Source organism: candidate division KSB1 bacterium, from assembly GCA_034506395.1.
GTDB lineage: Bacteria > Zhuqueibacterota > Zhuqueibacteria > Thermofontimicrobiales > Thermofontimicrobiaceae > Thermofontimicrobium.
Genome location: JAPDPQ010000023.1, coordinates 16,962 through 32,268 on the forward strand (window position 1 = coordinate 16,962; position 15,307 = coordinate 32,268).

Annotated in this window: 10 protein-coding genes; 9 read left to right on the top strand and 1 reads right to left on the bottom strand. The window is 46.7% G+C overall.

Annotated features, from left to right (window positions below; genetic code table 11):
* Positions 1–48 precede the first annotated feature (48 nt).
* The 9 genes from ONB37_14090 (at position 49) to ONB37_14130 (ending at position 12,147) form a co-directional block, all read left to right on the top strand.
* Positions 49–855, top strand: a complete 807-nt coding sequence (locus ONB37_14090) for a hypothetical protein (protein MDZ7401288.1) — start codon at positions 49–51, stop codon at positions 853–855.
* 125 nt (positions 856–980) lie between these two features.
* Entirely contained in the window at positions 981–2,525 is a 1,545-nt protein-coding gene (locus ONB37_14095; protein MDZ7401289.1) for a hypothetical protein, read from the top strand.
* 633 nt (positions 2,526–3,158) lie between these two features.
* Positions 3,159–4,010 carry a sugar phosphate isomerase/epimerase gene (locus ONB37_14100; protein ID MDZ7401290.1) on the top strand — a complete coding sequence of 284 codons (852 nt, stop codon included), beginning with the start codon at positions 3,159–3,161 and terminating at the stop codon, positions 4,008–4,010.
* A gap of 83 nt (positions 4,011–4,093) precedes the next feature.
* A complete protein-coding gene (locus ONB37_14105; GenBank protein ID MDZ7401291.1) occupies positions 4,094–5,092 on the top strand; it encodes a flippase-like domain-containing protein in 999 nt (332 codons plus the stop codon).
* A 34-nt stretch (positions 5,093–5,126) separates the two neighbouring features.
* Positions 5,127–5,618, top strand: coding sequence for a dihydrofolate reductase (locus tag ONB37_14110; GenBank protein MDZ7401292.1), 492 nt, complete (start codon positions 5,127–5,129; stop codon positions 5,616–5,618).
* A 262-nt stretch (positions 5,619–5,880) separates the two neighbouring features.
* Positions 5,881–6,219: a hypothetical protein gene (locus tag ONB37_14115; GenBank protein MDZ7401293.1), complete on the top strand. Its 339-nt coding sequence runs from the start codon at positions 5,881–5,883 to the stop codon at positions 6,217–6,219.
* Positions 6,200–6,430: a type II toxin-antitoxin system HicA family toxin gene (locus ONB37_14120; protein ID MDZ7401294.1), complete on the top strand. Its 231-nt coding sequence runs from the start codon at positions 6,200–6,202 to the stop codon at positions 6,428–6,430. Before ONB37_14115 ends, ONB37_14120 begins: the two co-directional genes overlap by 20 nt.
* 231 nt (positions 6,431–6,661) lie before the next feature.
* Positions 6,662–9,169: a hypothetical protein gene (locus ONB37_14125; GenBank protein ID MDZ7401295.1), complete on the top strand. Its 2,508-nt coding sequence runs from the start codon at positions 6,662–6,664 to the stop codon at positions 9,167–9,169.
* Positions 9,170–9,867: 698 nt separating this feature from the next.
* The gene (locus ONB37_14130; protein ID MDZ7401296.1) at positions 9,868–12,147 is read left to right on the top strand and encodes a penicillin acylase family protein; all 2,280 of its coding nucleotides are present in this window, start codon (positions 9,868–9,870) and stop codon (positions 12,145–12,147) included.
* A gap of 219 nt (positions 12,148–12,366) precedes the next feature.
* Here ONB37_14130 and ONB37_14135 read toward each other — a convergent pair whose 3' ends face one another.
* Positions 12,367–15,276, bottom strand: a complete 2,910-nt coding sequence (locus ONB37_14135; GenBank protein MDZ7401297.1) for a hypothetical protein — start codon at positions 15,274–15,276, stop codon at positions 12,367–12,369.
* Positions 15,277–15,307 lie beyond the last annotated feature (31 nt).

Genomic DNA, 15,307 nt, shown 5'->3' on the forward strand with positions numbered 1-15,307 from the left:
ATTCAATCCGAAAAGCTCAGCAGCTCATCAAAATGCCAGGAGGCAAATATGAAATTCCGAAAATTATTTTTATTTCTATTCGTACTTGTGATGTGTAATAATGTTCAGGCGCAGCAAATCATAAAAATCGTTAAACAGTATGTATTGATCAAAGACCTTGATGAATCATCGGGTCTATCAATCGGAGATCATGTTTCTGTTTATCGCGACCAGGGTTCAGGACATCCAAAAAAGATCGGCGAAATCCAGATCGTCAAGTTCGTCAAAGGGAAATGTGCGGCAAAGATCATTTCGCAGAACACAAGAAACCCAATTGTGATCGGCGATTTTATCAGTCTATCTGGAGATTCTGAAGCAACAACCAGTTCGAAAGGACCGATCTCCAGCGATCCGGGGGATATCGGGATCGAGAAGGGGGATTCGGAAATTCAGTTTGCCGCTTTTTATATTCTGATGATGTACAAAGATTTTAAGATGGGCAATTCCACGATTCAATTGAGCTATGGACGGTTTCTTACTTCGCGATTGCAACTTGGGATTGCACCCCAAATCACAATGTCCATCTTTTCCGATCAGGTTGATACGCACATCAGCGCCTCCGCTTTTGTGAACTACAATTTTTCAAGTGCCTCGCGGTTGATCCCATACGCTTCGGCCCAATGGTATCAAAGCGATTTTTCGCCAGAATATGGGGATTTCATCGATTATTCCTATATCAATCTTGGTGTTGGCCTGAGAAATTTTTTCAATCAGTATGCGGCGCTCAACACTTCGATCACATACGGTTTCTCCCTGAATTCGGATAGCAATGGTGGGTTACTGACCATTATGAGCGGGCTTTCATTTATTTTTTAGCCAGAGATCACGTCTGAAATTGACTAATCAAGATCCATATCCGAACAAAATCGGAGAATCCATGTCAGATCGATGATTTTGCGATGCTCCTGAAGTTCTTGCCAAATGAAAAAGGATCCGTCCCAATGAAGACTAAAGCTTTATTGATCATCTGCTGGTTAATCGTGCAATTCGGTGGTGCTTTCGGGCAATTTTCTCTTTATTTGGAACAGAATATCCCTTTGAGAACCGAGCGAGTGAGTTCCTTGAAGATCAACGTCGAGGGGCGCTTTCTAGCCATCGGGGCAGAATCGGGAAATGTCTATTTGTTCGACCTCCAGGCGAAGAAAATGATCCGGCGGCTCAAAGAGCATTCGGGCTCGGTGAATAGCCTGGTGTTCGACTCGAAAAGCCAGTATCTCATATCAGGATCGGATGACAAAAAAATCATCATTTGGGATCTTTATTCTGGTCAGGTAATCAAATCAATTGGCGATTTCGAAGCTGCGGTTCACCATATGGACCTTTCTCCGGATGACAGATTGCTGGCGGCTGGTGGAAAGCGCGATGAAATTGGGCTCTGGGATTTCCCGACCGGCGCGATGCGAGGGCTACTGAAAGCGCATCAAAAAGCGGTAATCGCTGTGTCGTTCAATTTAAGCGGAGATCAACTACTTTCCATCGGAAAGGATAAATTGATGGCTATTTGGGATGTTGCTAAGCAGCGACTCGTCCGAAAAAACGAGATCGAATCGAAAACGATGAACAACTCGGGGATCGAAGTCCTTTCTGCCGGGTTCAGTCCAGACAAATATTTTGTCGGCGTTGGTATGCAGGAACATGTGCTTGCGAAGGGCGGCCGGCAGATGGTTTTCAAATACAATCTTGGATTTTATGATTGGAAGACAGGGAGCGAAATTGAGCTGATTCAAGGGAATAAATGTGACATTCATTTTTTTGCCATTTCTCCAGATAAAAATTATGCCATTACTGATAACTCGACGCTCCGACAAAACCGGTTTTCGATCTGGAACATCAAAAGCGGTGTGATTGATTACAACCAGCCGATCGACGGAAAAATTACGGCCATTGAGATGGCACAGAACGGCAAATGGCTGGCTGTAGCTTATAATATGAATGCCTCTGGCGGTGCAATCAATCTGTGGCAGATTTCTGGCATGGATGGTTATCAGCGGTTCACCACCGGCGGGCCGGTCAGATCTGAAGGTAGCTCTGGTTTTGGGGCTGCGATGAAAATCACCACGCCGCAACAGCCGCTCATCCAGTTTGGGGAGCGAAAGAAAATCGCTGTGATGTATTTCGACAGTCCCGGCCTTGATGAAGACATCGCTAGAACCACCAGTTATTTGCTGGAAGGCAAATTGGGGAATAGCCCATTTGTCGATCTGATCGAACGCAATCAAATTAATTCGGTATTATCCGAGCTCAACTATCAGATGACTGGGTTGACGACTTCGGCTGCGGTTCAAGTGGGTCAGCACCTCAATGCCCAATATATCCTAATCGGCAGCATCAACAAGCTGGGCAATCTGTTGATCATTACCGTTAAGCTGGTGAACGTGGAGACTGCCCAGATCGAAGGGACCCGAGAAGTGCAATGTCAAAACGCCACCATCGAAAACATATCTGACATGGTTTCGTTGCTTGCGCCAACCATCGTGCAGTTTTAGACATTTTGGATGGAGATCGCTGCAAATATCCCATTGAAATCTGGAAAAACTTTGTTTCAACGGTGATTCATTAATTAATTTTTATCGCAAAATTGCCAGACCTGGTAAATGGCATGCCAGCACCTTTAGGCATCTCTTGGGATTAATTCCTGAAAACTGCTTTTCAAGAGATTCCTGCATTCACAGGGATGGCCTCATCGCCTCAGATTTCGATTTTTACAACAAGTGCCAATTACAGATTCCAACAATATGAGTGATTTATTTTTCTTGATGCCTTCACTTTTGGACAGGGATCTGGTTAGTCGAAGCTGCATGAATCTCGCTATTCTTATTCCCGTGCGATGTAGCTTGTTGTTGCCTCGCGTTCCCTCCGAGTAAGAACAGCATCGCAATTTTAAAAATTGTGATTGGAGTTCGCTCAATGTCAGAAAGACCAAAAAGTGGTTTTTATCTCATGCACGGTTAAAGTGCTTGCTTATAAATGCATAATTTGTTATCTTAGCCTAATTTTTTAGGTTTCACCCCAATATTAAATTTCCCAGTTGAGGGTTACCTATGGGAGGTAAGGACTTCCAAGCCGAGATCGAATGAGTTAATGGGTGAGCAAGAAATCAGATTGAGACGGAGCTGCTTGTGCAAATTGGATTTTCTTTTTTTTGGCAGAAGATTCTGGGATTGGATGAACCCAATCATCCCGAGATCTGGCAGAAGGCAATGCCAGATATAGATCAAACCTTGTCTGATCTCAAATCGATGGGGATTGAGAGCATCGAACTGAAGCTTACTAGAGGGATGGAGCAGCCGCTTTTATTTCAGGCTATCGCTAAACTGATCGGATTAGGGTTCCGAGTGACATTCCATGTCCCCACTCGATTCCAATTCCCTGAACCAATGGATTATCAGTTAGCGATCATCTCGACAATTACCAACTACATGGTGCAGCAGTTCTGCACAATGCCGTTATGGGTGATTCATCCCCTCAACTCCAAAACGGCACCACGCCAAGCCATTTTTGATGGCACGCTCAACTATCTGGATCAAATTCTAGCATTACCGGCAGCCAGATCGGCCGCTTTTGCGCTGGAAAATCTGCGCAATCGAACCGATGGAGGAAAGATTCACGTTGGGGATAGCTTCACAGAGATTTTGGCCTTGTTTGACAAATGCGATCATCAGCTTGGCATCTGTTGGGATTTTGGTCATTCTATCGCCATGCATCAAAGGGGACTTGAAAGCCAGTTTCCTCCAATAGAATTTTTAAAAAAGGTTATTCATTGCCATGTGCACGATTGTCTCAACCAACAGACACATCTGCCGCTTGGTATGGGAGATGTGCCGATCGAAAGGAATATTGCACTCCTTATGGAACATAATTTTCAAGGGATTTTTAACTTGGAACTGTCTCCCCACAAAATTGATGAACCAGAGAATTTCCTTCATCATTTGGACCAGAGCGTGCGCCGAATTCGCCAGTTGATTCGATAATAACAATTTTTGCAATAGAGTCAGGATGAAAGGTTGGGCATGGTCACTGATTGATCTCGGATGTGTGAGAGGAATATGAGCGTATGAAAGGGCTAAAGAACAAACTGAAAATTGTGTTGGGATTATTGATTAGTCTCGTGTTTTTATTTTTGGCATTTCGGCAATTGGATTTCCAGCAGATGAAACGCGCTTTTCTCCTGGCAAATTACTGGCTGCTGCTACCATCGCTGGTGATACTGTTCCTCAGCCACTGGTTGCGCGCCGTTCGCTGGCGGATTCTGTTGCGACCAATACAAAACATCTCTGTTAGCCCTCTATTTTCCGCCTTGCTCATCGGATATGCGGCCAATGATGTGCTTCCTGCTCATCTTGGCGAACTGGTTCGAGCCTATTTGGTCGGACGCAAAAGAAAATTGCCCGTTTCTTCAGCGCTGGCGACCATTGTGGTCGAGCGGATTATCGATGTGCTAACCCTGGTTTTTCTCATGGCCCTCACGCTGGTTATTTATCCATTTCCCAATTGGGTGAAAAAGAGCGGCTATATCATGTTCGCATTTGCGATCGCGCTAACGGTATTCCTGGTGATGATGAAAGTTTACACTCCTGCGACGATGAGATTTATTCACCGCGTGCTTAATCCATTCCCCCAAAAGTTTACCGAAAAAATTGAGCAACTGAGCCGCTCGTTCCTGGATGGCTTGCAACCGATGATAAGAAAATCGGATTATGTGCTGATTTTCGTTCTATCGCTTCTTATTTGGTCCTGCTATTGGGGCGTGCTTTATTTAAATTTCTATACGTTCAATTTGATAGCGGATTATGGTTTAACGCCGCTCGCTGGATTGGTGCTGTTGGTGATCACCACGATCAGCGTGGTCGTCCCCTCTTCGCCAGGGTATGTCGGCACCTACCACTGGCTGTGCCAGGTGTCATTGGAGTTATTTCATGTGCCTCGCGCTATTGGTTTGAGTTATGCCATCGTCGTCCATGCTATCAATTTTTTCCCGGTGTTTTTGGTGGGGCTGTTGCTGGCTTGGAAAGAGGGGATAAGGTTATCCCAAAAGAGTATCGAACCGCTATAATTTAATTTGGTGAACAGCCCAATAATAAAATGCTATGATCATCTCTATCATCGCTGCTATGTCGCTTAATCGCGTAATTGGCTACCAGGGGAGGATTCCCTGGCACATCCCCGACGAACAGCAACGTTTCAAACAGATCACCTGGGGACATACCATCATCATGGGCCGAAAGACCTACGAATCCATCGGCAAACCACTGCCAGGACGCACCAATATCGTCATCACTCGGCAGCAAAACTATTCCGCCCCGGGCTGTGTTGTCGTCAATAGTTTGGAAGCCGCGTTAAAAAACTGTCCCCCCAATGAAACCGAGGCCTTCATCATCGGCGGCGAGCAGATTTTTCAATTGGCCTTGCCGCTGGCCCAGCGAATTTATTTGACCACAATCCTCCAAGAATTCCAGGGCGATCCGTTTTTCCCTGAATTTTCCCTATCCGATTTTAAAGTGACCACAACCGAGTTAATCCATGGACCGATACCATATTCTTTTGCGATTTATGATCGGATCAATGGAGTTAAGCCGTAAGGATTTTAATCCATCAAATCCGCTGGATTGTGACACTCCATCAGATTGCGCCCAAAGGATAGATGAAGCCACGGATGATTTTTAAAATATTTTTTTCTCTATGAAAGCGTTAAGATTTTTAATCCTTAAAATCCGTTTGGTCGTTTTCTACCCTGGCGGATTAAATAATCATCATATTTGTTCTTGATTTTGTCAGGTTTGTTTGATATATTTTATTATATAGTTTTAAGAAGCAAGTCTATTCATCGGAAAGGCATACGCGATGATGAATACATATACAGTTGGACCCAAGTCCATACCAAAAATTGCGATTAGCGAGAAGAAATTGACAGTTCTGCTGGCGCAGGATAATGGTAATTATTGCGCCTTCTGTCCAGAATTAGACCTGGTCACGGAAATGGAATCCGAAGAAGCGACCTTGAATGATATATTAGAAGCAATGCAGGATTATGCTCAAGAGTATTTAGCGGAGCTATCCCTTTATCTGAATAGTCCCAATCGTGCCCACCATTATCCTTATATTCGTGCGATCGCTGCCTGTAAAAACAAATGGGAATTAAAAAGCATCATCGAGATCCGCTATGGCTATTTATACATTTGATCAATTCAGAAAAGTGCTTAAGAAATTGGAGTTTGAAAAAGTCCGTTCTCAAAAACATGAGACCTGGAGAAAAATCCTGCCGAATGGTGCCATCCTGCGCGTCCGAATTTCCCACCAACATAAAAAAGACATTCCAAAGTGGCTTTTCTTTGAGATGCTGCGCCAGGCAGGAATTGATGAAGATCAATTCAATGAATATTTAAAAAAATAAAAAGTATATTTGATACAACCGTTACCCGCCAGTCGGCGAATGACAATCACATTTTTCACGCTTCATATAAAATAATGAATTTTAATTGCCCCTTAAAACAGTTGGATTGCTGCTAATCAAGAAGTGTTGAATTTGACAATTTGAGTAACGAGCTTTCTTTGTTATTTGGAATTTGATTTTTGAGAATTATTTAGATGACGTTCATTTGATCATTCAACGAAGGAAGATCTCATGACCCATCCCCGAATTCACCTCATCTGCAACGCCCACCTCGATCCCGTCTGGCAATGGCGCTGGGAAGAGGGCTGTGCGGAGACGATTTCGACTTTCAGAGCCGCCGTGGAATTGCTGCACGAATATCCCGATTTTATTTTCAATCACAACGAAGCGGTTCTTTATCAATGGATTTTGAAATATGATCCTGACCTATTTGCTGAGATCCAAAAGCTGGTCAAAGTTGGACGCTGGTGCATCAGCGGCGGCTGGTATTTGCAGCCCGATGTCAATCTGCCTGGCACCGAATCGATTATTCGGCATATCGCCGAAGGCCGAAGGTTTTTCAAAGAACATTTCGGCGTGCAGCCGATTGTGGCTTATAATTTCGATTCGTTCGGGCATAGTGGGGGTCTGCCGCAGCTTTTGAAACAAGCAGGCTATAAAATGTATATTCATCTCAGGCCTCAAAGCTCGGAGCTGGAATTGCCATCGGATTTGTATCGCTGGCGCGGCGTCGATGGTTCGGAGATTCTCGGCTATCGCATCGCAGTGGGGCTTTATCATACCGAATATGATAATCTTGAACAACGCCTCATCGAAGGAGTGGAGTTGGCGCTGAAACTCAACCGCGATGTGCCCGTTTTCTGGGGCATCGGAGATCACGGCGGCGGCGCCACGCGAGCGGATCTGGAAAAAATCAAACAATTTCAGGCCAGTGAAAAGCGGGTCGAGGTCATCCACAGCACACCCGAGCGATTTTACGAGGCAGTCAGAGATCCGGCTCAAAACGCACCCTTGGTGGAGGGTGATCTGCAGCGAATTTTCACAGGCTGCTACACCTCTCTATCTCGGATCAAACGAGGGGCACAGAAAAGTTTGCATCGACTGGTTCAAGCCGAAACGCTTCGGGCAGCGACCTGGTGGCTTTATGGACAGGAATATCCTCAATCAGAATTGATGGCAGCCTGGCAGGATCATCTGTTTAATGACTTCCACGACATTCTGCCTGGCTCCTGCACTGAGCCAGCCGAACGGGATGCGCTGGATTGGTACGGCCGAGTTGCAGAAACAGCCCGCCGTTTACGATTGGGAGCAGCAATCACTTTTAACAATGGGTCACCGAAGTCAACCGTGTTGAGCACCCCTTCACTCAACCATCAAACTTGCTCAACCAACTTAACTCAATCAACTCACTTAACCACTCAACCGATTATTCCCCTCACAATCATGAACACCAATCCAGGCCTCACCCATGTTCCCATCGAGGTGGAATGCATGCTCTCCCATCGGCCGAAATGGAGTGGTGTATGGCATCTCAAGCTGTTCAATTTGAATGAGACCGAGCTGCCTTGCCAGGAAGAGCAGCCCGAGGCGCTGCTACCATTCAACGGTTGGCGACGCAAAGTGAGTTTTATGGCCGATTTGCCTGGCGTGGGGGCGACCCATTTTTACCTGCTGCCCGTGGAGGGCGAGCCACCCACCAGCAGCGCAATCCCAATGCTGAAGTTCCAAATTGATGCAACCTCGGGTTTGATTAAAGAATTAAATGGCTCTGATAGCAAAAATTGTTTGGCAGGCCCTCTCATGCAACCATTGGTGGTCGAAGATACAGGTGATTCCTGGGGCACAGATTGTTGGGCGTACCGCCATGTGATCGGCCGATTCGAGCTTGAGCCAGGTAGCTTTCGGATCGTTGAAACAGGACCGATCCGCACGATCTATCAATCGGTGCTCACATTCAACCATAGCCGCGTCGTCATGAACACCATCGCTTATGCAGATTTCCCGGTTATCGAGTATCGATTACGGATTCATTGGAACGAGGAACGCCGGCGGTTGAAATTATCAATTCCGACGGTATTCAAATCGGATAAACTGATTGGCGAGGTGCCTGGCGGCATCATTTCCCGTCCGGCGGATGGCGAGGAGCACGTCCATGGCCGCTGGTTGATGATCGAAAGTGGTCAGGACACAGCATTGGGAGTGGTGAATAGCGGCCAGCATGGGCTGGATTTCAAAGATGGCGAGCTACGACTGTCGGTGTTGCGTAGCGCTGCCTATTGCCATGAGCGAGGATTCCATTTGGACCCTTATCCCGCGCGTAAATTTATGGATCAGGGAGTGCATGAGGTGCGGTTGTTAGTGACAGTGGGTTCGCCGGAAGCGGTTCGGCGGTCGCTGCCAGGCCTGGCCGCTTGGCTCAATGGTCCCCCGTTCGCCTTGGCGCATCTGCCGATTTGTCCGCTTTTGCCAGATCATGAAGTAGCTTCTGGCGTTACAGCGCAAACACTGTTGTCCCTTTCACCCGATCATGTCTCTCTATTGGCTTGTAAAAAGAGCTGGGATGGCAACGCGTTGATCCTCCGCTTACAAGAGAGCGCTGGAATCGCTTCGCACACAACGATAAAGTTAACTCAGCCAGAAGTGCAAATCAATTTGGCTTTTCGTCCGCTCGAAATTAAAACGGTGCGCGTCGAGGCTTCGGGCCGATGGGCTGAAGTCGATTTAATCGATGAAATCTAAGCATAATGTTGTTAATTGAGATTTATTCTTTGAAAAGGGGACAATCGGGAGCTACTGAATATCTTAGATTCTCTTGCGATTGTGCCCCTCAAAGGTCATAATCAAGATCATTTCCCAATTTGATTCCGCAAACCGCTGTGTAGCGACTTCAAATGGCACACCTTTACCTCTGCATGATCTCATCATCTTTTCCAATCTTTTTCAATATTACAAAATTAATTTTAAGGACAATCTTTCCGCCTTGCTGAACATTTTTTGATGCTGCACTCCACGCGCACTGCCCTGTTAGATTTTTCCGACTACTTGAGCTCAAAAAATGTTAAAACCATTAAAGCTGCTATTGAAAGGGATGCGAGTTTATCATGAATGCCCGAATGAATTCGGGCATTCATGACAAATTAACAGGAATTACTGACCGGTTCAACGGTCTCTGAGAACAAAATTTTATAAAGAGACGCTAATAGCCAGTTGACAGGTAGAAATCTTTAAATGAAATCACTCCAAAGTAACCAGATTCCTCACTTCGTTCGGACTGACGCTTTTGCTTCTTTAATTGTTTTCGTTCAGGCATTAATTAGCCACTAAATATCTTGATCGACCCAAGAGCAAAAATTGTTTTCAGGAACGGAATATCGGGGCAATCGTTAAATTGATTCGTTGTGAAGATAGAGATTAGGATAAAAGGATGGATGATGGACATGAAGATAAAATTTTATTTGATGATTGGAGTTTTGATCATCATATTGTTCGGTTCATGCATGACCTTGATAACTGCGAGGCCGAAAAAAGTTCACTTTGCCCAACGATTACAAGTTTTCCCAATTTCCCAATTGCCATTGAAGGACAGCGCTGTCATTTATTGGGACAATCACTTGATCCCTTTTATCGATGCCAGAAACGATGCGGATTGCGCGTTTTTGTTGGGCATGGTGCATGCGCATCTGCGGCTGGCGCAAATGACGCTTTTGCGCCGTGTCGTGGAAGGTCGATTGGCTGAAAGCGCTGGACCCCTGGCGACTGATATCGATCATGCGATTCGGATTATTAACCTGGGGGGTAACGCTGACAGCATTATCCAAGTTCTACCCGAGGAAACCAGAGATTGGTTACAGAATTATGTGAATGGGATTAATTTTTATCAAGAGCAGATGGGGGATAGGCCTTCGGAACTTGCATTGCTGGGCATCGATATCGAGCCATGGGCGCTCGTGGATGTGATTAAGCTGGGCCGCCTGGCGTCAGCGGATGTGAACTGGTTCAACTGGTTCCAATGGCTCAAATTTCGCGAAAAGCCATATTGGCCAGAAATCTGGCAACGATTCTTAGATCAGGGCTTTCAATCCACGCCCAGCTTTCGGCCTGAGCTCAGTTTTATCCCATCAGCGATTAAATCAGGAAGCAATGCCATGGTGATCTCCGCAGAGCGATCTGCGGATGGCCATGCAATCTTGGCGACCGATCCGCATCTGGGATTGCAATTGCCGAATTTTTGGCTGATTGCCGGCTATCGTTGCCCGTCATTCCATGTCATCGGCTTTATGCTTCCTGGGATACCTATGGTTCTGGTCGGTCGCAATCCAAATATCGCCTGGGGCGGTACCAATATGCGCAGTGCCAGCAGCGATCTTTATGAATTGTCAGATGAGATGATTTCCCAACTCAAGATCCGCACCGAGAAGATCAAGGTCCGATGGTGGCGCGACAAAGAGGTATTCGTTCGCACCTCATCTTTGGGTCCTGTCATATCCGATGCTCCTTTCTTTAAAAATATCGAAAAGCCATTTGCGATGAGATGGGTGGGACATCAGGCCACTGATGAATATACGGCTTTTTACCGCCTAAATCGGGCGACTAATTGGACTGAATTTCGGCAGGCGTTCGAAAGCTACGGCGTGTCAGGACAAAATTTTTTATACGCGGATGTCCAGGGTCATATTGGCATGGTTCCAGCGGTAAAGATCCCCAGGCGCCAGCAATTGCAACCTGATGACTTTCTTTTGAACCCAAAAAATCCGCGACATCAATGGAATGGGCTACTGGGCACGTTGGAGCTACCATTCGCATACGATCCTCCCCAGGGTTTCCTCGTCTCGGCTAATAATCGACCCTTTGTTCATGATCCCGCATTGGGTTATTTCTTTTCAGCGAACGATCGGGTGGAGCGGCTCAGCGAGCTGCTGCGACAGTGCTCCAAAGTTGATCTCGATGCGATTAAGCAGATTCAGCAAGATGTCTATGTGCCTTCTGCGATCAGATTGCGCGATCTGCTAATCGAAAAAATGGATCGCCTCGAACTGATTGAGGCGAACAATAAGGAATTTGTCGATCAGCTTCGTCAGTGGGATGGGTACTATCATCGGGATTCCAAAGGTCCAGTGGTTTTTCAGATGCTGCTTTATCACTTGATTCGAATCTATTACGGGCAAAAATACGATGCAGATTTTGCGGAAGCTTTACTCGGTTCCGAACATGCTAATAGCTTTTTGCTCCATGATCTGAAGATGGAGAACGACGCATTGTTGAAAAACACATTATCGCAGGCGCTCGAGAAGGCGAACCCCGACGCAGGAAGATTTGATAATTGGGGCGAAATGCATCGGTTGGAGGTGAGCCATATTTTGGGGCGCATTCCACTGATCGGAGCTCGATTCCGTTACGGCAATTATCCAACGGATGGGAGCTACAATTCGGCGATGAAAACGGCGCACGCGATCACCAATCAGCGCCACGATACTTTTTACGGCGCCAATTCTCGTTTCATTGCCATGATGCGGGATTTAGATGAAAACTATTTTGTGCTATTGGGCGGTCAGGATGGTTGGTTGGGGAGCGACCAGTTTGCCGACCAGGTGCCATTATGGTTGAAGAACGATTATATTCAAATACCGTTCCGAATCGAGACTGTCCAAAAGGTATTTCCATATCATCTTCAGCTCACACCAGGGAAAGCAGGCAATTTTGAGCCTTCGATCCGATAATAGTTTTTTGAAAATTTTTGAACCCAATTTCGGGAAGATGTCAATGATGATTTGTTCTCCCAACAAATTGAAATTCAACCGAAATGGTCGATGAAGATGCCCCGGCATGTGCAGCCACCGTGTTTGGAATAATCGGGTTGCAAATTTGATATCCGAAAAAATTTTGTAATAAGATTTCTATGAATATTATTTTTGCGGGAGCATATTCAGTCTGATTTATTAAATGATACTATCTGGCATGCGGACGATGTTTTTCCAGAGCAATTGCACGAATGGGTAACAAATGACATCGCTTAAAGGGACTCTTGGGAGAATAGTTCTGCCGCGTTTCAGGGTTAGCGGCCGTGTATCAATTTCAATGGTCAGCTTGGAGCCCTCCAAACGAACTCGGGATTGAATGGGCAGTGCGGGGTTGGATTCACCTGGCAGCACAAGCACCAATGCCAACGCGGATAAAGAGCTGCTCAACTGGTCATCTCTGCTGATCGCTTGCGTGCGAAAGCGATTGCGGCTCACCAGCAGACAAGGGATACTCTGACTGGCCAAGACCCAAGCGCATGCTAATCGTATCTTCTGCTCTTCCGAAAGCTCCGAGAATGAGCTGACGGATTGATATGCTTGTATCAGCGGCTGTCGCAATGATTCAGGCAGGTTAATTCGGATGGTATGGGTTTGCGGCTGTTGAGCGCTGAGCATCGAGAACAAGACATGGCATAGCGGCCCGGTGATTGAATCAGATGGGTCAAGCTGCACATTGGCTGGAGCTGTGTGTCCGAATAGCTCTAATAGTTTTTCAAATGGGGCAGCCACTGATCGAATGATGCTGGACACAGCAGAGTCGATTAATGGATCGATGTAAGTTGACAGCTCCTCGAGGGTATTGAGCAATCGCCCTTTTTTTGCTTCCAGCTTTTCTCGGAGCTGTGCTGGCATGGTGGGAAGCTCCCAGTCCATCGTCTGAGGTCGCTCGGGCCTCGTATCCCGGGTCCAATAGACCAGCCGTGCTTGACCTGTTTCATCGATTTGGATCGCCCAGATCACCCCCTCCATCCAGCCAGCAGTACCAGAGTTAAAGTATCGGCTTTTGATCAATGACAGATCTGGTTTGATGATCCCTCGGGTTTGTTGAGCGATTTCATCTTCCAGCTTATTGAGCCAGGGTCGGAGCATGGGGATCAACTTTTTCAAATTATAGAATGGTTGACTTTTGGGCGAATGGGTATGGCCCAGGCAGATGAGATTGTTGCGTTGAGCTTCATTGCCATCGACCGTCTTTCGAATGGCGATAGTGGCACCTGTCAACGCTGCCAGCGTTTCCAGAAAAAAGACATCATCATCAGTACAACGCTCATGATCTTCAAGATGCTGGATTCGATGAGCCAGTTTTCGAGCTGGCAAATGGGCAGGGAAACTGCTGAACACCAACGCATGCGACAGCAATTCCGAAAAATCGATGACCGGAGTTCCAGCATAGGCGATCCCACCGGCGTCGATAAATGGGTCATCCAGAAAATCCAGTGGGGTAGCAATGGCGCTGACGATGAGCTTGCCGATGATGTGATTTTCGTCGCAGTTCCAAAAGTCCCATTGATGACCATGCGCCACGAGCATCGGAGCTTTTGATCTATATGGTTCCGCGTCTAAACCGAAATTGAGGATGGACTCGTCCATCGTCTTGATGCCTTCAATGATCGCAAAGTCGTAGACTTGAAACGGCTCAGATCCTGGAATCGCCTCGAAGTAATCTTTAAGCACCGCAAACACCTCGGGATTGCGGATCGCGGCGTCGTGATTGCCATAGAGTCGGAAATAACGCCCCAAACGGTGCAATTTTGCCAGCCGCTGATAAACAGGCTGATGCGTGTCTAAAATTTCCTCGAGCTTTTGTTTAGGTCCGCGGCTGAAATCTCGATAATACCATAGCTCATCGCAATCGCCCACCTCAAGGACTGTATACCCGTTCTCCAAAGCAAAATCCAGCAGTTCACAATAGAGCTGTTGATTGCAAGAAAAATGATCGAAGGAGCCAAACTCCAACGGTTCGCGCTGGTCTGAGCGGGCATCGCGATGGATATCGCTGAAGATCAGATATTTTGGTCCATCTGGCCCTGGCGGTGGAAGCCGTTTCACGCTGAAATTAGGATCAGCTTCAATTTCATTAAATAGCAAACGCCACCAGGGCAGCGGATTCGTGATGGCGCAATAGAGCATGGCAGCGATGATCAAAAAAATCCCAATCGGTGCGAAGCGGGCCATTTTCATCAATTCCCATTCTACGGCTTCGTCGGCTTGTGCCTGTCGAATCAACTCCATAAAGACCCGAAGCACGGAAGTTGCATCTAACCTGCCAGGAGTTTGAAAGCTGGCTTCTTTTATGGTTTGTAAGATAGAGGTGAATAGATTTCCAGCGGATTGTGCAGAGCGATCCGAACAAGAGACCTGATCGTCCAGGGCAGCTTTTTGAATCAAATACTCCAGACCGAGGCCGCTTAACAACTGACCGAACGATAATTGAAACTCTGGTCGGGCCAGAACTTTGTGTAATATCGGATTGTTTGCAGATTTGGGGAGGAGGTTCAACTCGTTCAGTTCCCAGCGCTGATGCAGCGAGGGCTCGGTGCTGAGCAGAAGGTCGCTCAGGGCATCAGCCAATCGTTCCGGTCCGCACCATTTCAGGGCTGCTGTGAGTATTGGCCCCCAGAGTTTGGTCAAGCTTTCTCGGATGGCTCCCGACCCGCCCAGGCAACGTCGAGCTATCTCGCGAATCAAGCTATTCAGGTCAACCTTGCCTTTTAACCAAACCTCCAATAAGGTTTGAAACGCGTTTGGGCTGAGCTCTTCGGCTAATTCAGTCACCAGTTTGACCACGTGATTCCAATCTAATGTCGCACTCTCCTCAAGTACCTTCCAGACAGCAGGATAGATGTGACTTGCTTGAGCCTGGGATTTTATTAATGCAACCTTGAGCTGAGTGAGAATTAGATCAGGATCTTGCGATTGCCTCAGGGAATCGAACAACTGGTCCAGGCTAGTCTTCATGGCAGCAATGAACGGAGGCCGCTCGCCACTGGTTTTGAATTTGGTATACGCATCTATCAGATCGTTGAGTAAAGAATCGAAAAAGCTCATGAAATGATTTGAACCTTTCGGATGATGCTAA

Coding starts and splice junctions, on each gene's coding strand:
- ONB37_14130 (MDZ7401296.1), top strand. CDS start 9,868: ATGAAGATAAAATTTTATTTGATGATTGGAGTTTTGATCATCATATTG.
- ONB37_14110 (MDZ7401292.1), top strand. CDS start 5,127: ATGATCATCTCTATCATCGCTGCTATGTCGCTTAATCGCGTAATTGGC.
- ONB37_14120 (MDZ7401294.1), top strand. CDS start 6,200: ATGGCTATTTATACATTTGATCAATTCAGAAAAGTGCTTAAGAAATTG.
- ONB37_14125 (MDZ7401295.1), top strand. CDS start 6,662: ATGACCCATCCCCGAATTCACCTCATCTGCAACGCCCACCTCGATCCC.
- ONB37_14115 (MDZ7401293.1), top strand. CDS start 5,881: ATGATGAATACATATACAGTTGGACCCAAGTCCATACCAAAAATTGCG.
- ONB37_14135 (MDZ7401297.1), bottom strand. CDS start 15,276: ATGAGCTTTTTCGATTCTTTACTCAACGATCTGATAGATGCGTATACC.
- ONB37_14095 (MDZ7401289.1), top strand. CDS start 981: ATGAAGACTAAAGCTTTATTGATCATCTGCTGGTTAATCGTGCAATTC.
- ONB37_14090 (MDZ7401288.1), top strand. CDS start 49: ATGAAATTCCGAAAATTATTTTTATTTCTATTCGTACTTGTGATGTGT.
- ONB37_14105 (MDZ7401291.1), top strand. CDS start 4,094: ATGAAAGGGCTAAAGAACAAACTGAAAATTGTGTTGGGATTATTGATT.